We start from the raw sequence: 18116 nt of genomic DNA, 5'->3' as shown, positions 1-18116 counted from the left end.
CCGTTGAAGGCGAATGCATCGTTTTTCTGTCGCGCCATCCATAAGGAGCACGGACATGGTTCACGTTCTCGCCCGCAACTGGTGGGCGCTCCTCATCCGCGGCATCGCAGCCGTCATCTTCGGTATTCTTGCATTCGCTTTGCCCGGCGTAACGTGGTATGTCGTGTGCATTCTGTTCGGTGCGTATGCATTCGTCGACGGCATTTTTGCAATCGTTTCCGCAGTTCGGGCCGCGCAAGCGCACGAGCGCTGGTGGCCGTTCGTACTCGAAGGCATCGTCGGCTTAGCCATCGGTGTCGTAACGTTTTATGACGTCCGCATCACGATTTTGGCGGTGTATTTCACGATCGCGGTGTGGGCGTTCGTTACCGGCATACTCGAGATCGCAGCCGGCATACAGCTGCGCAAAGCGATCGCAAACGAGTGGCTGCTCATCCTAGCCGGGCTCGCGTCGATCGTGTTCGGCGTCTTCATGTTCTGGCATCCGATCGCGGCCGCAGTGTCGATTATTTGGATCGTCGCGACGTATGCAGTCGTCTTCGGCATCATCATGATCGCGCTGGCGTTTCGCTTACGTGCGCATCCGTCAGCAGGCGGTGCCGTCGCGGCCGTGTGACGATCTCGACGACGCGCGACGACGATGCAGCAGTCATCGTCGTCGGCGGCGGACATGCCGGCTTGGAAGCGGCCTTGGCGTCGGCGCATTTGGGCGTGCCGACGCTTTTGCTAACCGGCGATCCGTCGAAAATTTGTACGCTCCCGTGTAATCCTTCGATCGGCGGAAGCGCCAAAGGTCAACTGGTGCGAGAAATCGACGCGCTCGGCGGCGCAATGGGAAGCTTGGCCGATCGCAGCTCGCTACACGTTCGCTTCCTGAACGAAAGCAAGGGACCGGCCGTTCGAGCGCTTCGCCAGCAAATGGACAAGCCGGCCTATGCACGCAACGCCGTCGCAGAAATGCGCGGCATCGAAAATATTACGATCGTTGCCGGACTGATCGATAACGTCCTGACCTCGGGCGGCGCCGTGCGAGGCGTAGTCACCTCCGACGGCCGCACGTTTCGCGCGCGCCGCGTGGTGCTGGCGACCGGCACGTTTCTTGGCGGACAGTCGTTCCGCGGCGACGTCGTTCTGCCCGAAGGCCGCTTTGGTGAAGCGCCGGCGACAGAACTGTCGCGCACGCTGCGCCGGCTCGGATTCCCGACGAGACGGCTGAAAACCGGAACGCCGCCGCGCATCGATCGCGCCACGATCGACCGTGCCGCGATGGTGGAGCAGCCACCGAGTGCCGTCCCACTCATGTTTTCATACCGGTCGCCGGTGCGATTTGCCGGTCCGCAACTTCCGTGCTACATCACCGAAACCAACGCGCAAACCCACGCGCTCGTACGCGATAACTTGGCCAAATCGCCACTCTACGGTCTCGACTTGATCCGCGGAATCGGACCTCGCTACTGTCCATCGATCGAAGACAAAGTCATTAAATTTGCCCACAACCCGAGCCATCAGATATTCATCGAGCCCGAAGGCTGGGACGAGCCGACGCTGTACGTCGGCGGCTTCTCGACGTCGCTCCCGGCCGACGTGCAACTGGCGATGCTGCATTCGATGCGCGGCTTAGAGCATTGCTCGATGCTCCGGCCGGGCTATGCCGTCGAATACGACGCCGTACCGCCGATCGAGCTGCTGCCGACGCTCGAAACGCGGCGCGTCGCCGGCTTGTACCACTGCGGCCAGTTGAATGGGACGTCAGGCTACGAAGAGGCGGCCGCACAAGGTCTGATGGCCGGGATCAATGCGGCGCGCGCCGCCCTGGGGAAGGCGCCCGTTCGGCTCGGTCGAGACCAAGCGTACATCGGCGTCCTGATCGACGATCTCGTTACCAAGGACGTCGACGAGCCGTACCGCATGTTGACCTCGCGCGCCGAGCATCGGATCGTGCTGCGGCACGACAACGCCGATCTGCGCCTGACCCCGGTCGGACGCGAAGCGGGATTGATCGGCGACGAGGCCTGGGAGGCATTTGGCTCCCGTCGCGACGCGCTCGATGACGGGCTTCGTCGTGCGGAAATCACGCGCTATGTGCGGGGGCACCGCTTCGAAGCGGGTACGACCATTGCATCGGCCTTGCGGCGGCCCGAGGTTGTTTACTCCGATGTCGCGACGGACTTCGACCCCCGACTCACCGACGAGATCGGCGAGCGAGTCACGTTGGAAATCAAGATCGCCGGATACGTGAAGCGACAGGAACTCGCGATCGAAAAGGCCGCTAAGGCCGAGCGCGTACCGATTCCCAGTTGGTTCGACTACGGAGCGGTGGTAGCGCTATCGAGGGAAGCACGCGAAAAACTGACCGGCCGGCGTCCCGAGACGCTTGGAGCCGCCGGGCGCATCCCGGGCGTAACCCCCGCGGACGTAGCAATTTTAAGTGTCTTTGTTGGCCGCCCGCAAGTGGCCGTAACAGAGGGAGAATATCGTGGATAACCCGGTTCGCGACGGGGCCGCCGTCGAGCACGTTTCAGGACTGCCGTTTTCGGCGACGGTCGACCGTCTGAAGCAAACAATCGAAGGTGCGGGAATGCGCGTTTTCTCCGAAATCGACCATGCCGCCGGAGCCCGTGAGGCCGGCCTGGAGATGCTGCCGGCGACGGTCTTGATCTACGGCTCTCCCGCCGGGGGGACGCCCGTCATGCTGGCCGCACCAGGAGCGGCACTCGATCTTCCGCTGCGAGTCCTGGCGCGTGAACGACCCGACGGCACGACCGTGATCGCGTTCCACCCGGCCGAGCACATGTTGCGCGAAGACGGCGTCCCGCCCGAGCTGGCGGGCCGGCTGACGAAGGCGCAAGAGATACTAGTCGCGGCGATCTCCATCGGCTGATGGCATTGCTGCCCGAGCTGCTCGATGCAGCCGGCGTCGAACCCGGCGTTCGCGACCGGCTCGCCCGATACGGGCGCCTGGTCCTTGAAACGAATCGTTCGCTGAACCTCACCGGCGCGAAGACCGAGGACGACTTGGCTCCCCACCTGCTTGACAGCCTTTCACTGCTACCGTATCTGGGAGCGGACCTCATTGACGTCGGCTCGGGCGCCGGCTTTCCAGCCATTCCGCTGGCGATCGCTTCGGGCCGGCCAATCACGATGGTGGAAACGACGCAGAAAAAAGCCCTTTTCCTGCGTAGAGCACTCGACGAGCTAGAGCTTGAGGGCGAAGTCGTGAACGAACGCGCCGAGGTTGCCGGACATGTCGGGCGACTGCGCGATCACTTCACCACGGGAACCGCCCGCGCCGTCGGTAGCGGTCCGACCGTCATGGAACTGCTGCTTCCGTTCGTCGCCGCGGGCGGAGTAGCGCTCTTGCAGCGCGGCAAACTCGACGAAACGGAGCGCGCAGCGATGAGCGATGCTGCACCGGTGCTAGCAGCTGAAGTGGAGGCCGAGCTGCCGGCCGGGGGTGACCGGCGGATCATCTTGGTGCGGAAGCTGGGTCCCACCCCGCAGCGCTTCCCGCGGCGAGCCGGGGTGCCGGATCAGCGCCCACTCTGCCTCGAGCGCTAGAGCCGGTAACCCTCGAACGCCCGTATCCGGCGCCTCGCTTCGCCCGACTGTTTCACGTGAAACATTGGATGAGCGAGCTTCCCGGAGGGTTTCCCGGCGGGAAAGAAAGATGAACTACTACCATGACTGTTTCACGTGAAACGCCAGAGCGAGGCATCGACGCAGTCATCGATCGTCGATTGGCTGAGGTGCTGCCGGCCGGGAGCCTGTACGCCGTGGGCGGCCGAGTTCGCGACCATTTCCGTCAGGCAGCCGGTGAAAGCGTCGAAACGCAGGACGATCTCGATTACTTAGTCACCGGCATTACTGCCGAGCGCTTGCTTGAATGCCTTCAACCGTTAGGCCGTGTCGACGTCGTGGGAGCGGCGTTTGCAGTCGTCAAGCTGACGCTCTTTGGGCGGACCGTCGATATCGCGTTGCCCCGTCGCGAACGTTCCACCGGCGCCGGACACCGGCAGTTCGAGGTGCAAAGCGGGCCCGACGTGTCGCTCGAGGACGATCTCGGCCGGCGCGATTTCCGCATGAACATGCTGGCACGCGCGCTTCCCTCTGGAATACTGGTCGATCCGTATGGGGGCGTCGGCGACATCGCGTTGCGCCAAATCGACATCCTCAGTCGCAAGGCATTCGAGGAAGATCCGCTGCGCATGCTGCGAGCAGCGCAATTCGCAGCTCGATTCGCCTATGCACCCACGGCCGAAACGCTCGAAGCGATGACGCGCTCGGCGCACCTGACGCCGACGATTTCTCCGGAACGTATCGCCGACGAACTCAGCAAGCTGCTGTTGAAAGCTCCGCGACCGTCGACCGGCCTCGAATTGCTGAGGAAAACCGGCGTTTTACGCGAGTTCTGGCCGGAGTTGACCGAGGGCTACGGCGTGGAACAAAACGAGTGGCACGCCTACGATGTGTGGCATCACGCGATGGCGACGGTCGACGCGACGCCGCCGGGCGACCTCACGCTACGGCTCGCCGCACTGCTGCACGACGTTGGAAAACCACGCACGAAAGACGGGCCGCACTTTTATCGCCACGAGAGCGTCGGCTCCGAAATGGCCGCCCAGATGCTGACGCGGCTACGCTTTTCGAACGAGATCGTCGACGACGTGTCGCAGCTGGTAGCGCTGCATATGTTCGCAGCCGATGAAGCGTTGAGCGACGCAGCCGTGCGGCGCTTCATCCGTCGCGTCGGACTCGCACGGATCGATCGCCTTTTCGCCGTTCGACAAGCCGACGTCGCCGGCTCGGGATTACCGAAACGCGGCGACCACAACGAGCGTTTCGCCGAACGTGTATCGGCCGAAATCGACCGTAAACCGGCATTTTCGGTGACCGACCTGCACGTGCGCGGCAGCGACGTCATCGATGCGATGGTGCGGCGCGGACTGGTCGATTCCGGCTTTCGTGGCGACGCGCGAGTGGGCGAAGCGCTGCACTGGTTGTTCGAGCAGGTCACCGATGCACCCGAGCGTAACGAGCGCACTTCGCTGTTGCTCCTTTTGGAACAATACTTCGACCGGTATACCGAGCGCGCGGCGCTCGCCAAGTGAGGTTGGAACCTGCCGCGCATCATCGCTTTGGTCAATCAAAAAGGGGGCGTCGGCAAGAGCACGACGGCCGTCAACCTTGGTGCGGCCCTAGCGGTATGCGGAAGTCGGGTGCTGATCGTCGATGCCGATCCGCAGGGCAATGCGACGACCGGATTCGGCGTCGACAAAACGCAAGTGCGGCACGATACGTACGACGTTCTTTTGCACGACGTGGCCGCGGACGACGCGATCGTTTCGACCGAGCTCGAAACGCTGTTTCTGTTGCCGGCCACGATCGATTTGGCCGGCGCCGAAATAGAACTCGTGTCGGCACTATCGCGCGAAACTCGTTTGCGCCAGGCGTTGGCGCCGGTTGCCGAACGCTACGATTTCGTGTTGATCGACTGTCCCCCGTCGTTGGGCTTATTGACGGTCAACGCGCTGACGGCCGCCTCGGAATGCCTTATTCCGGTGCAAGCCGAGTATTACGCGCTCGAGGGGTTGTCGCAACTGGTTGCTGTCGTTGGCCGCGTGCGCCAGGCGCTCAACCCGCAGCTGCGAGTTGGCGGCGTGCTGGTGACGATGTTCGACGGCCGCACTCGATTGGCGGGCGAAGTGCTCGACGAACTCGTGAAGTTCTTTCCGCGCGAAATGTTTAAAACACAGATTCCGCGCAACGTGCGCATCTCCGAAGCGCCGTCGTTCGGCCGCCCGGTCGTTCTGTTCGATGTGAAGAGCCGGGGTGCGCAAGCGTACCTTTCGCTCGCTCGTGAAATGCTCGACGCCGAGCGCGTCGCTTCGTGAGCACCCCAAAACGAGGTCTCGGGAAAGGCCTCGACGCGTTACTGAGCGGCAGCGCACTTGCGCCGTCCTCGCGCGATGAGGCGTTGCGCGAAATACCCGTCGCACGCATTTCGCCTAACGCGCGCCAACCGCGTAAACTATTCGATGCGCAACCGCTCGACGATTTGCAGCGTTCGATCGCCGAATACGGCGTGTTGGTTCCCGTCATCGTCCGGCGGCGCGGCGACGATTACGAATTGATCGCCGGAGAGCGGCGCTGGCGCGCGAGCGCGGCATTACAGCGCGCCACGATTCCCGCCATCGTGCGAGATAGCGACGACCGCGTCGCGCTCGAACTGGCGATGATCGAAAATCTGCAGCGCGAGGATTTGAATCCGCTCGAAGAAGCCGCCGGCTTCGCCGATCTGACCGACGAGCACGGACTTACGCAAGACGAGGTCGCGCAACGGTTGGGAAAGAGCCGTCCCGCGATTGCGAATGCGCTGCGACTGCTGACGCTCCCGGACGCGATTAAAGCGATGGTCGCCGCGGCGAAGCTGTCGGCCGGTCACGCGCGCGCGTTGCTGGCCGCGCCGCCCGAGCGTCGCATCGCGCTGGCCGAGCGCGCGATTCGTGAAGGACTGACGGTGCGCGCGCTCGAGCGAATTGCGGCCGGCATCGCAACGACGAAGGTCCGACGGCGCACCGGCTTAACGCCCGACGAACTCGATTTCGAAAACCGCCTGCGCGAACGCTATGGTGCGCACGCGGCGCTCGTTCGTGGTAAGCGCGGAGGACGCATCGAATTGCGTTTTACCAATAGCGATGAGCTCGTGCGTATCGGCGAGCTGCTGCTCGGCGAATCATGAACGTCGCCGTCATCGGGCGCATCCTCACGATGGCGATGTTCGGCGCGATCTGCTTCGTCTTGCTAGTTCCGCTCGCTATCCAGCGCCATCAAATTCCCTTTGCAATCGCGGTCATCGTGCTGTTCCTCGTCTATCTTATCGCCAACGCGATCGCGTGGCGCCGCACGTTTCGCCGCTGACGCGCAACGCGCGTCTAGCGTTGCTGCGCGGGCCGTACGTAATCGTGAATGACGGCCACGGCTCGCCCGATCCGGTCGACATCGTGCGCGCATGCATCGGCGCCGGAGTGCACGTCGTGCAATACCGCGCAAAGCGCGGCATCGATGTGGCGCGGCTGCGAGCACTGCGCGGGATAACTGCGGAAACCGGCACACTGCTCGTCGTCAACGACGACATCGAGGCGGCCTTGGCATTCGATTGCGACGGCGTTCACCTCGGACCCGACGACGGTGCCTTCGGTGGCCTGGATCTCGTGCGCGAGCGGTCGATCGACCGGCTCATCGGCGTTTCCGCGGGCACGCCGGAGGAAGCGCGCGCGGCCCAAGCCGCCGGCGCGGATTACATCGGCATCGGCGCAGTCTTCGCGACCGCTTCGAAAGTCGACGCCGGCGCCCCCATCGGACTCGACGGGTTGCGTGCCGTGGCCGCCGCCTGCGATCTCCCGGCCGCCGCGATCGGCGGCATCGGTGCGGCAAACATGGCCGAAATCGCACGCACGGGCGTCGCGATGGCAGCGGTTATCTCGGCCGTCGCAAGCGCGCCGGATCCGGCCGCGGCTGCCCGCGAGCTAGTCGCTATTTGGAACCGGGAACGCTGCGAGTGATCGTTCTCTCGATCGGCACGACGCATCCGTGGAACGTGGCCGGAACCGGACGCGATATCGTCGTCGGCACGGCGATGGGCGCGCGCGTTTTTACCGCCGTGGCGGCCGTCAGCGCCCAAGATTCCACCGGAGTACGCGCGCTCGCGGCGGTCGACATACGAACGTTCGACGCGCAACTCGATGCGTTGCCATGGCAATCGGCCGGTTCGATGCGCGTCGGCGCGCTGCCGTCCGCAGAGCACGTCGGAGCGGTCGCAGCACGGCTCCGACCGCGGCCGGATCTTCCGGCGGTTGTCGACCCGGTGCTTCGCGCGACCCTAGGCGGCGCGCTGGCCGGCAACGACGTTGCCGCCGCGCTCTCCACAATGATCTCGGTGCTGCCGAGCGTCATCCTGACACCAAATCTCGCCGAAGCCGCCGCTTTGCTCGAGGCCCTGGCGCCGGCGCGCGACGGCATGGCCGCAGCAGCCGAGGCGCTCCTGCGTCGCGGCTTGCGAGCCGTGTTGTTGAAAGGCGGACACCTCGACGGCGACCCGGTCGACGTGCTGGCAACACGCGACGGAACGGAGACGTTCGGCGACACGCGCATTGCCGGCCGGATGCGCGGGACCGGCTGTACGCTGGCGATCGCACTGGCCTGCGAGCTCGCGCGCGGCGCATCGCTGCGACACGCGGTGGTGGAAGCGCGCGCATACGTGCGCGCTCAAATCGCCGCGCGCTGAGCGCCGGCGCTTAGGGGACGAGTTTGAGGGAGCGGTCGAAGAAATGTTGTTTCATTTTTTCTTTCGCTCGCGCGACCGTTTCTTCGGTGGCGGTAATCGCTCTGACGGTGCCCAACCGAAGCGCATCGAGAACGTCGTAAGGCCGGCGTTCGAGTTCCGCGCGTCGCGCCCGAATCGGCGACAGCAAGTCGTTCAGAACCTCGACGAGACGGTCTTTCACCTGAGAATCACCAACCTGGCCGCGTCGGTATAAGTCTTTATGCTCTTCGACCCACGCCGCATCGGGATTGAACGCATCGTGGAAAATCCACAGCGGATTGTCTTCGATCCGGCCGGGGTCGGTCGCGCGTAAACGGTTAGGATCCGTGTACATGCTTCTCACTTTTTTCCGTACGTCGTCGGCCGAATCGGATAGATAGATCGCATTGTTGAGCGATTTGCTCATCTTTAAAAGCTGACCGTCCGGTCCGGGAGCTCCGATGCCCACCAATCGTTTGACGCGCCCGAGCAACGGCCGCACCATCGGAAACAATCCGCCCATCTCGACTTGTCGGTCGTCGGGCGCATTGGAGTCGACGCCGCAATACAGTTGGTTGAAGCGCCGGACCACTTCGCGGGTCATTTCCAAATGCGGAAGCTGGTCTTCGCCAACGGGTACGACGTCGGCGCGAAAGGCTAAGATGTCGGCCACTTGCCCCACGGCATACAACGGAAAACCGAACGCGTAGTTTTCCCCGAGATTCTTGTCGCGCAGCTCGCTCTTGAGCGTCGGGTTGCGAAGAACCCGGTTGAGCGGTAAGAGCATCGAGAAGAAAAACGTTAACTCGTCGATCGCGGGGACTTCACTCTGAATAAAGAGCGAGCTCCTCTGCGGATCGATTCCGGCCGCAAGCCAGTCGGTCGCGACTTGCATGACGCTATCTCGAATCGCATCCGGATTTGCGGCATTCGTCGTAAAAGCGTGCTTGTTGGCGATGATGAAATAGCAATCGTACTCGTCTTGGAGACGCACGCGATTTTCGATGCTGCCGACCAAATGGCCCAGATGGAGCCGCCCGGTCGGCGTATCGCCGGTAAGGAGTATCTTCTTCACGCTAGGGTCTGCTTGTAAACGAAGGACGTTAGCCGTTGAATTGAGGCAATACGGTGGCGATCTGTTTGAGCGCCCAGTCGATGTCGTCGAGCGAAGCGGCGTATGAAAAACGCAAATAGCCTTTGCCTGCAGCACCGAACGACGAGCCGCCGCCGCATGCAACGCCGCCCTCTTCGAGCAAGAATTTTGCGAGCGCGCGATCGTCGTGCGTGATTGCCATCGCATTGGGAAACGCGTAAAACGCGCCTTCCGGCAGGGTGCACGATAAGCCGTCGATATCGTTGAGACCGGCGACCAAACGGTCGCGGCGCTGACGGAACGTTTCGTTCATGCGGCGCACCGGTTCGTCGGGACCGGTCAACGCGGCGACGCCGGCCATCTGCACGAAGCCGGTGACGCAGCTGAACGTATTATTGTTGAACAGCGTCACGACTTTCGCGAGCTCTTCCGGTAGAATCGCATAGCCTAAGCGCCAGCCGGTCATCGCGTACGCCTTCGAGAAGCCGTCGACGATAATCGTGCGGTCGCGCATGCCGTCTAAAGCTGCGATCGACAGATAGTCAGAATCCAAGTAGAAGTTGCGGCTGTAGATTTCGTCGGCGATCACGAGGAAGTCGTGGCGTTGCGCCATCTCGGCGATGCGTTCGAGATCGCCGCGCGTCAGCACGCCGCCGGTCGGATTGTGCGGCGAGTTGATCACGAGCGCTTTGGTCTTATTCGAGACGCGCGTTTCAAGCTCGTCGAGATCCATTCTCCAGTTGCGCGACTCGAGCAACGGAATCGCGTGCACGTTGGCCTGCAGATAACTCGAACAGGAAGCGTACGCGGGATACGCCGGATCGAAATAAATGAAATCGTCGCCCGGGTTCAACAACGCCGATAACACGTTCCAAATAATCGGTTTCGCACCCGGTCCCACGACGACGTTTTCGGCCGTATACACCGGCGAAATGTGGCGGAAGCGGCTGGCATACTCGGCGATCGTCGCACGCAGCAACGGGATACCGGCCGACGGCGTGTAGTGCGTGTGGCTGTCGTACAACGCTTCGACCGCCGCTTTCTTGATGTGTTCGGGCGTGTCGAAATCCGGCTCGCCGATCTCCATATGCACGACGCGGCGGCCCTGCGCTTCGAGCTGGCGCGCGCGCGCCAGGACTTCGAATGCGTTCTCCGATCCCAAACGTTCGACCGCAGACGTGATGCGGGCATCGTGCGTTGCGAGCATGTACGATTTCCCTTTCGAATCTCTCGTTGTAACTTGGTGGGAACGCGTCAAGGGGGCCACTTGCCTGCGGCGAAACGTCAACGCGTCATGCGAACCTTGTCGGAGGCGTTCGCGCCGGGAACACCGACGCTACCCGAAGGCCTCCGGACGCTCGTCGTTTCGCCCGAGCGCGAGCTCGAACCTGGAATGACGATACGCGCGACGTTCACGTTTCGCAACCAAGGCGGCGCTCCCGCAACCGGCGTTCGCGTCCGTTTCACGATCCCCGATGGCCTGGTGTATTTGGTCGGAAGCGGCGACGTCGACGGCACGGTTCTCGACGACGAACGTGGTACGTCGCCGTTGATATCGCGCGCCGGCGCCCCGCTGGGCGACGTCGCCCCGGGTGAGGAACGCCGCATCGACATCGCATACAGCGTTGCCGGCGCGATCGAAAACGGTACCACGATCGAACTGCAGGCGGCCGTCGCATCGTTCGAACTGGCGCCGGTCGGGTCCAACGTCGTTCGTCTCGTCGCACGCAGCCGGCCGGCCCTCGAAAACGCGTTAACCATGGCCACCATAGAGGCCCGCTCGTCAGCGGTACCCGGCAACGAAGCGACGGTCACGGTTCGCGTGCACAACGCCGGCGAATCGAGCGCCCACGACGTGGTCGTGGTTGCGCCGATCCCGCTGCACACCAGCTACGTCTCGGGATCCGCTCGGCTCAATGGACGCGATTTCGATCGTGACGCTTCCGGCCAAGCGTTCGACCGTTCGTACGCGCCGGTCGTCGCGCCGGTGCTGCCTGCGAACGCATCGGCAATCCTGGCCTATCGCGTCCGCATCGAAGCGCCGCTGTCCGACGGCACGGTCGTCAACGTTGCAGCCTCGGTTGCGTCGCAAGAGTCTCCGGCCTTCGCGCTCGCGCCGGCCGCCTTAGTCGTTCGGTCGGCTCCCGATTTTGCCGACGATCGCACGTCGCTTTCACTGGACCCGTCGCAAGACGCACGTCCGGGACAACGCGTCGCTCTCGTTCTTGCCGTGTGGAACGGTGGCACTGCGTGCGCCGAAACCGTTACCGCGGGCGTCGAACTTCCCGATGGCCTGTCCGTCGTGCGCGGGAGCGCGAAAATCGACGGACGCGCGATTCCGCCGCGTCGCAACAACGCGTCGAGCTTCGATCTCGGACGCATCGATTCCGAAAGCGGCGCCGAGCTGCGTCTCGAAGCCGTCGTCGTCACACCGATGCCCGACGCTAGCTCGCTGCCGGTCGCGGTAACGCTCGATTGGCAACCGGCCGGCGCGTCGTCGTCGCGCCGCCTGGAACGCACGATCACGGTCCGGTCCGAACCGGCACTTGGCGCAAGACGCAACGGTTTGTGGACGTCGACCGGCCAGACCGTGCACCCCGGCGACTCAATCGAAGCCTGGGTCGACCTCGCCAACGACGGCAGCGCCGCCGCCGGCGACGTCGTGCTGCACGTTCGAGCGGGCGACGGCATCGAAGACGTGCGCGCCTTCGATAAAGCCACGCGCCTGCCGCTCGAAATCGACGCGCTCGATATGGGAACGCTCGAACCCAACGCGGCGCGCCGTATCTCACTGCGGGCGCGCGTGCGCTCGCCCATGCCGGATCGCAGCGAAGTACGCTTGGGCGCGACCGTGCACTGCCGCGAGCTGGGCGAGACCTCGCTTGGCGACGTGCGCTGGACGGTCGATTCGCATCCGCGATTCGATCCGCAGACTTCGCGCATCGAACGTGCCGGCGACGAGGTCGTACGGCCGAATCAAATCGCCGACATCGACGTCATGCTCGTTAACGCGGGAACCGACGTGGCTCACGACGTTCGGCTTCGATTATACGTTTCGCCCGAAGCGCGGTTGGAATCGGTCGATGGAGCGGCGCGCGAAAAATCTTCGCTGGTGTTTGGCGAAATCGCTCCCGGCGGCAACGCACGCGCCCGTTTAGGCGTGCGGCTGTTGCGCGGACTCGCCAAAGAATTTCCCGTTACCGTCGACGCCGTGCTGACGGCCCGCGCGATGCTTCCGCTGCAGTTGGAGCGATTAACGATCGCGACCGCAGCCGAGCCGGATTTTTCGATTGCAACGCTGTCCAGCGAACCGGTCGATGTGGTCGACGTCGGCGAAACGATCGACTGGACGTTGCACGTTCGCAACGGCGGCGACGGCCCGGCGCGGCGCGTGCGAATCGCCGTCGAGCGGCCAAACGCGTTGATTTACGTGCCGAACTCGACCACGGTGAACGACGTGCCGGTGCGCGACTCCGGCGCCGTGCCGGCATTCGCGGTCGACGGCATCGCGCTGAACGACGTCGACCCAGGTGTCGAGGCGACGATTCGCTGGCGCGACGTCGTCAACAACGGCGTTGCGGCCGGTGAAGCGCTGGTCGCTACCGCCGAATGCCGGTACGACGGCGACCGCGCGGACACCGTTGCATCGAACGCACTCAAAGTTCGCTCGACGCCGGTGTTCGCCAATGCGATCGCAGGCCTGCCGTTCGGTCTCGACGGCGTGATCGGGCCGGCCTCGCCGCAATACGCGCGCTCGTTAACCGAACATCGCTTCCTCGAACTTCCGCCCGCAACGCCGGTGGTGGCCGCGAATGGTGCGGACTTGGTGTTGGAGGCCGCGATCCTCGTGCCGGGCGCCGGCGGCGGCGAAGTGCACGAAGGATCGATCGTGGAGACGATCGCGGCGCGTACCGGGTTCGCACTCTGGCTGTCGCCACAGCGCGCCGAACACGCGCGACGTTTCCTGGCGCAAGCGAAATTCGACGGATTAGGCGCACACTTGTTCGCGATTCGCGTGTTGCTGCCCGACGCGATCGGCAGCGCGCATTGCACCGCATTGTCGGCGGTGCGCGACGCACTACGCGAAGAGCTGGACCGGCTGTTTATCAAGCTCCGCCTGCCGAGTTACGCGTTGGCCGAGCGCGACGTCGAAACGCCGTCGTTGCGGGCCAGTATCAAACGCCTTGCCTACGAAGCGTCGCTCGCGACCGGGGCGCCGGCCGATCCGCCGCACGATGCAGAAACGTTTCGCGGTTTCTTCGACCCAACGGATTTCGACGAGGCCAGCGAACGCCTCGACGCGGCCCCGTTGGCGACCGCCGCTCCATGGTCGTTATTGGCACGACTTCTGCCGGATCGCGACGATGCGGCGGCACGCTATCGCGCATTACTGATACGGCGCATGGACGAAGCGGCATCGCTCGACCCGGCCGACTTCCTCGAACGATTGCAACATCGCGCCGACCCGGAGTTAGATCGCGCTCTCGAAGACGTTCGAGCGCTGTTGTCGACGCAGTGATCCCTGCCGTCGTTGCGGTCGTCGTTGCGGTCGTCGTCGCGATCGCCCTCGTCGCCGTCATCCTAGCGCGCCGCTCGAGCCGGCGCGTCCAGCCGGTCGAACGTACGTCGTGGACGGGACGAGCGGGTGAGGGATTCGAAGGCCTTTCCGAAGCCGCGCGTTGCGACATGATCTTCGCGATCGGCGAATTGTCCGGTGCCGATCGAACCGCGATGTTGCAAGAAGCACTCGACGATCCGTCCGAAGCGGTCGCACTGGCCGCAGCCAACGCGTTGACGGTGCGCGGCGAAGATGCCGTCGTCCAAACCTATTTCGCAACGCGGCCGGGCGCGCGCAGCGAACGCATCGCACGCGACCTCTCGCTGCTAACGGGCGCTACGGCTTCTTTTTAAAGTATCTGACAAGGATGTCGCGCGCGATCGGTGCCGCCACCTGCGCGCCGTATCCGCCACTGCGATCGACGAACACTGCTAACGCAATTCTAGGATGATCGCTCGGTGCCCACGCGACGAACCACGTCGTATTCGGCCCGTTACCACCGGCCGTTTCTACGGTTCCGGTTTTTCCTGAGTACGGCAAGCCGTCGATCCCGAGACCGGCGGCAGTTCCGCCCGGGCCGGTGACGCGCGCCATGCCGGCCCGCACCGCGGCCAATGCCTCTTGCGTTACGGGCACTTGGCGAATCGCCACCGGCGGAAGCGACTTCACCGCCGCGCCGTGTGGATCGCGAATTTCGCGAACGATCTGCGGACGCCATAACGTGCCGCCGTTAATCACGGTCGACGCGACGTTGACCATCTGCAGCGGCGTGGCTTGCATCGCGCCTTGACCGATTCCCAAAAAACACGCGTCACCGGGCTCCATCGGAACGCCGAAGTTTCGCATCTCCCACGCATTGGTCGGCCAATTGCCTTCGTTTTCACCTGGAATGTCGATGCCGCTCTTCGCGTCCAAGCCGAACGCCAATGCATATTTACGCAATCGCGCGTTTCCGAGCCACCACGCCAAACGATAGAAATAGCCGTCGCTCGACGCCGCCAGCGCCGGCACGAACGTCGTATTGCCCATGCCGCCGGACGCGATGTCGCGCGCATAGTAACCGCCGCAGTTCCAGCCACCGCTGTCGTACACCACTTGATTGACGCGCACCACGCCTTCGGTGAGCGCGGCCGACCCGGTAACCATTTTGAACGTCGAACCGGTGGGCGTTGCGGCGGCGATGGCGCGGTCGAACAGCGGCTCCGACACGTCGGTAAGGTAACGGCGAACGCGCGACGATTTTTCGGCCGCGAAGTCTCGCGGATCGAAGTTGGGATAACTCGCGAGCGCGAGAATGCCGCCGGTCCACGGATCTTCCGCCACCACCGCACCCGAAAGCCGCCGCCCGTGACCCCAGCGCGCGATGCCGTCGGCCAGCGCACTTTCCACGATCGATTGCAGTCGCCAATCGAGGTTCGTGACCAGCGTATCCCCGGCAACCGGCGATTGCGAAGCGACGTTGGCCACCACCGAGCCGCTGGAGTTCACCATCACGCGCTCGCCCCCCGGAATGCCGCGCAGATAGCGATCGTATTGGTATTCCAGTCCGTCTTTACCGATGACGTCGTTGGGCGAGTAGCCCTCGCGCGCCAGCGTTTTATACTCTTCTTCGGTAATCGCACCGACGTAGCCGAAAATGTGCGAGCCGAGCGGGCCATGCGGATAATCGCGCACCGGCTGTACTTCCAAATCGACACCCGGCATGTCACTCAACAATTCCGAGAGGCGTGCGGTCGAAGCGACCGGCAAGTCGCGCGCCAGCACCACCGGGCCATACGGTTCGTTCACGACCACTTCGTCGAACGTCTTGTAGTCGATGCCGCGATGATGCAATAGCCGGTCGCGCAACGTCGCTACCGGAACGCCGATAGCGGTCGATAAGCGTTGCAGGTCGGAATCGATGTCGGTCACTTGCGAGGGAATCAGCCCGACGACGAACGACGGCCGGCTGCGCACCAACACCGTACCGTGCCGGTCGTACATGATGCCGCGCGGCGCGGCGACCGGAATCAAACGAATCTGATTAGCCAACGCCTCTTGTCGATAGCGGTCGCCATCGAAGATTTGCACTTCGACCAATCGTGCGGCCAGCGCGGCCAGCGCGAGCAACACCAACGCAATGAACGCGACGATGCGCCACACCGGAGGCTGCCAACCGATGCGCCGCTCCTGTGGGCGCCCTTGATTCACGAACGCAGCGCTTCGTACCGCCGCATCGCCAGCATCGCGACGATCATCGTAGCGACGTTCATTGCGGTTGCCAACAGCGTTTGATGGAAGTGCGACGTTGCCAGCCCGGGCGGAAAACCTTCGAGCGATGCGATCGTCCAAAACAGTAGCGCGCGAAGCAACGTCGCGACGGCGGTCGCAACGGCGGCCAGCGGGATCGAATCGGCGAAGAATCCGCGCGACAGCAAGCTCACGACGACGGCCGTGACCAGCGTCGAGATCGTCCACGCCGCACCGGTGGTGACTGCCAGTCCGTCCTCGACGAGGCCCGCGGCCAATCCGAACGTCGCGGCTCGCACCGCATCGACGCGAACCGCATACCAAACGACCACGACGAGTACGAAACTCGGAACGGCGGTGCGAATGGAGAGCGAATGGCCAAACGTGGTCTGGACCACGGCGGCGCCAAACAACCATGCGGCCGCGACGTACCAACGCGGTCCGACGAACGGCGCGACGTGCCGTTTATCGCGTGATAACGACAACGCGGTCGAGAGCACCGAGATCGACCGCCGGTTTGACGACGGCAGTTTGATAAAGCGTCGCATCGCCGCGGTCGACCGATCGCACCGTCCCGATCGGTACCCCGGAATGGAACGAGCGCCCCTCACCCGTTACGATGACGTCGCCGGCGCGCAACGGCGCATCTTGCGACACGAAATCCATGCGCACGCTGGTGATGTTGCCATGCGCGATCCCCCACCAGCGGCCGCGCCGCACGATCGCCGGAATGCGACTCGAGAAGTCGGTGATCAAAACGACGGTGCTCGTGAGCGGACCCACCGCGGCGATTCGCCCAACCGCGCCGTCTTGTGTCACGACGCCGTCGTCCATACGAATGCCCGAGCCGGAGCCGCGATCGATCGTTACCGTCCGCACTTCATTTTCGGGCGGGAATCCGATGACTCGCGCTTCCACGCCGCCGTACGTAGCGACCGTCGCGTGCACGCCGGCTTCGGCGGCATACGCAGCGGCCAATTCGTGCAAGCGCGCATTTTCAGCCGTTAGGGAGGCGTTATCGCGTTTGAGGCGCGCGTTGTCGTTTTCAAGTCCCGGGAGCGCTACGATCGCCACGGTCGCCGAACGTCCCGCACCAGCGACGGCCGTTACGGCGCTTTGCGCGACCGCGACCGGGGAAACGACGATCTGCGCCAGCGGGCTCTGGGTGTGCTCCCGAGCCGCATCGATTTGGACGAGCGCAATCACCGCCGCCACGATGATGACGACGATCAGGGCCAACAGTCTGCGTTCGTCCCGGTACGTAAAGATGAGAAACCTCGAACGGATGCGGCGGAATTAGCCTTCGGGGTGAAGTGGCGTCCGTTTCGCGACCGGCAGCGAAAATCCCAACCCCCGCAATGCGCGAACGAACCGAGCGAGCGGGAAACCCACCACCGTATAAAAATCGCCGTCGACCCGCTCGACGAGGGCCGCAGCCCGCCCTTGGATGCCATACGCTCCGGCCTTATCGAACGGCTCTCCGCTCTCGACGTACTCGCGAATCTCGGCATCGGAAAGATCGTAAAACCGAACCCGGGTGCTGGACGTCTCGAGCACGCGTCGCTCGCCCGCCGCCAACGCAAACGCGGTGTGCACCTCGTGCTCGCGCCCCGAAAGGACGCGCAACATCCGCGTTGCCTCGGCCGCATCGGCCGGCTTACCCCACGCCTCCCCGTCGACGTCGACCACCGTGTCGGCGGCCACGATCGGAGTCGCGAACGCGTCAAACGTCGCAGTAACCGCGTCGAGTTTCGCATCTGCGTGAGCGGCCGCAAGTCCGGCCGGCGCGAGATCGAGCGGCGGCTCGCCGTACCCGCTGACCGCCGTTTCGACATCCAATCCGAGCGAGCGTAAGAGTGCTAAACGGCGCGGCGACGCGCTCGCTAAAACAATTCGCTTAAGGGGACACGGCTGCGTCATTCGCGTATCAGGCC

General features: G+C 63.9%; 18 protein-coding genes. 12 read left to right on the top strand and 6 right to left on the bottom strand.

The genetic code is table 11. From position 1 onward, the window contains the following. Nucleotides 1–55: 55 nt before the first annotated feature. From VGF98_11740 to VGF98_11695, 10 genes are all read left to right on the top strand, one after another. Nucleotides 56–616: an HdeD family acid-resistance protein gene (locus tag VGF98_11740; GenBank protein HEY1682303.1), complete on the top strand. Its 561-nt coding sequence runs from the start codon at nucleotides 56–58 to the stop codon at nucleotides 614–616. After that, a complete protein-coding gene (mnmG, locus tag VGF98_11735) occupies nucleotides 613–2484 on the top strand; it encodes a tRNA uridine-5-carboxymethylaminomethyl(34) synthesis enzyme MnmG (GenBank protein HEY1682302.1) in 1872 nt (623 codons plus the stop codon). Before VGF98_11740 ends, mnmG begins: the two co-directional genes overlap by 4 nt. Further along, on the top strand, nucleotides 2477–2881 hold the full coding sequence (locus tag VGF98_11730; GenBank protein HEY1682301.1) for a DUF302 domain-containing protein: 405 nt from the start codon (nucleotides 2477–2479) through the stop codon (nucleotides 2879–2881). The genes mnmG and VGF98_11730 overlap by 8 nt, the downstream gene beginning before the upstream one ends. Continuing rightward, nucleotides 2881–3558, top strand: coding sequence for a 16S rRNA (guanine(527)-N(7))-methyltransferase RsmG (rsmG, locus tag VGF98_11725; protein ID HEY1682300.1), 678 nt, complete (start codon nucleotides 2881–2883; stop codon nucleotides 3556–3558). The genes VGF98_11730 and rsmG overlap by 1 nt, the downstream gene beginning before the upstream one ends. A 122-nt stretch (nucleotides 3559–3680) precedes the next feature. Next, on the top strand, nucleotides 3681–5108 hold the full coding sequence (locus VGF98_11720; protein ID HEY1682299.1) for an HD domain-containing protein: 1428 nt from the start codon (nucleotides 3681–3683) through the stop codon (nucleotides 5106–5108). Between the two features lie 27 nt (nucleotides 5109–5135). Further along, entirely contained in the window at nucleotides 5136–5891 is a 756-nt protein-coding gene (locus tag VGF98_11715; GenBank protein HEY1682298.1) for an AAA family ATPase, read from the top strand. After that, nucleotides 5888–6739 carry a ParB/RepB/Spo0J family partition protein gene (locus VGF98_11710; GenBank protein ID HEY1682297.1) on the top strand — a complete coding sequence of 284 codons (852 nt, stop codon included), beginning with the start codon at nucleotides 5888–5890 and terminating at the stop codon, nucleotides 6737–6739. The genes VGF98_11715 and VGF98_11710 overlap by 4 nt, the downstream gene beginning before the upstream one ends. Continuing rightward, nucleotides 6736–6918: a hypothetical protein gene (locus tag VGF98_11705; protein ID HEY1682296.1), complete on the top strand. Its 183-nt coding sequence runs from the start codon at nucleotides 6736–6738 to the stop codon at nucleotides 6916–6918. Before VGF98_11710 ends, VGF98_11705 begins: the two co-directional genes overlap by 4 nt. Then, complete coding sequence (gene thiE, locus VGF98_11700) at nucleotides 6894–7562, top strand: thiamine phosphate synthase (GenBank protein HEY1682295.1); 669 nt, start codon at nucleotides 6894–6896, stop codon at nucleotides 7560–7562. Before VGF98_11705 ends, thiE begins: the two co-directional genes overlap by 25 nt. Continuing rightward, nucleotides 7559–8284 carry a bifunctional hydroxymethylpyrimidine kinase/phosphomethylpyrimidine kinase gene (locus VGF98_11695; GenBank protein HEY1682294.1) on the top strand — a complete coding sequence of 242 codons (726 nt, stop codon included), beginning with the start codon at nucleotides 7559–7561 and terminating at the stop codon, nucleotides 8282–8284. The genes thiE and VGF98_11695 overlap by 4 nt, the downstream gene beginning before the upstream one ends. A 10-nt stretch (nucleotides 8285–8294) precedes the next feature. Here the strand turns inward: VGF98_11695 and trpS are convergent, their stop codons facing one another. Then, a complete protein-coding gene (trpS, locus tag VGF98_11690; protein HEY1682293.1) occupies nucleotides 8295–9377 on the bottom strand; it encodes a tryptophan--tRNA ligase in 1083 nt (360 codons plus the stop codon). 28 nt (nucleotides 9378–9405) lie between these two features. Next, nucleotides 9406–10602, bottom strand: a complete 1197-nt coding sequence (locus tag VGF98_11685; protein HEY1682292.1) for a pyridoxal phosphate-dependent aminotransferase — start codon at nucleotides 10600–10602, stop codon at nucleotides 9406–9408. Between the two features lie 87 nt (nucleotides 10603–10689). Here VGF98_11685 and VGF98_11680 point away from each other — a divergent pair, with 87 nt between their 5' ends. Continuing rightward, entirely contained in the window at nucleotides 10690–13914 is a 3225-nt protein-coding gene (locus VGF98_11680; protein HEY1682291.1) for a DUF11 domain-containing protein, read from the top strand. Next, nucleotides 13911–14306: a hypothetical protein gene (locus tag VGF98_11675; protein HEY1682290.1), complete on the top strand. Its 396-nt coding sequence runs from the start codon at nucleotides 13911–13913 to the stop codon at nucleotides 14304–14306. The genes VGF98_11680 and VGF98_11675 overlap by 4 nt, the downstream gene beginning before the upstream one ends. Here VGF98_11675 and mrdA read toward each other — a convergent pair. From mrdA to VGF98_11655, 4 genes are read right to left on the bottom strand one after another with little or no spacing between them, the layout of a single operon-like run. After that, a complete protein-coding gene (gene mrdA, locus VGF98_11670) occupies nucleotides 14290–16143 on the bottom strand; it encodes a penicillin-binding protein 2 (GenBank protein ID HEY1682289.1) in 1854 nt (617 codons plus the stop codon). The genes VGF98_11675 and mrdA overlap by 17 nt on opposite strands. Continuing rightward, nucleotides 16140–16667 carry a rod shape-determining protein MreD gene (gene mreD / locus VGF98_11665; protein ID HEY1682288.1) on the bottom strand — a complete coding sequence of 176 codons (528 nt, stop codon included), beginning with the start codon at nucleotides 16665–16667 and terminating at the stop codon, nucleotides 16140–16142. The genes mrdA and mreD overlap by 4 nt, the downstream gene beginning before the upstream one ends. Beyond that, on the bottom strand, nucleotides 16648–17421 hold the full coding sequence (gene mreC / locus VGF98_11660; protein ID HEY1682287.1) for a rod shape-determining protein MreC: 774 nt from the start codon (nucleotides 17419–17421) through the stop codon (nucleotides 16648–16650). Before mreC ends, mreD begins: the two co-directional genes overlap by 20 nt. Nucleotides 17422–17478: 57 nt before the next feature. Beyond that, nucleotides 17479–18102, bottom strand: coding sequence for a Maf family protein (locus VGF98_11655; protein HEY1682286.1), 624 nt, complete (start codon nucleotides 18100–18102; stop codon nucleotides 17479–17481). Nucleotides 18103–18116 lie beyond the last annotated feature (14 nt).

Origin of the sequence: Candidatus Tumulicola sp. (genome assembly GCA_036490475.1) — a bacterium.
Taxonomy (GTDB): Bacteria; Vulcanimicrobiota; Vulcanimicrobiia; order Vulcanimicrobiales; family Vulcanimicrobiaceae; genus Tumulicola.
The sequence above is the reverse complement of the archived record's forward strand: the minus strand, read 5'-3'. Positions and strand labels throughout refer to the sequence as shown.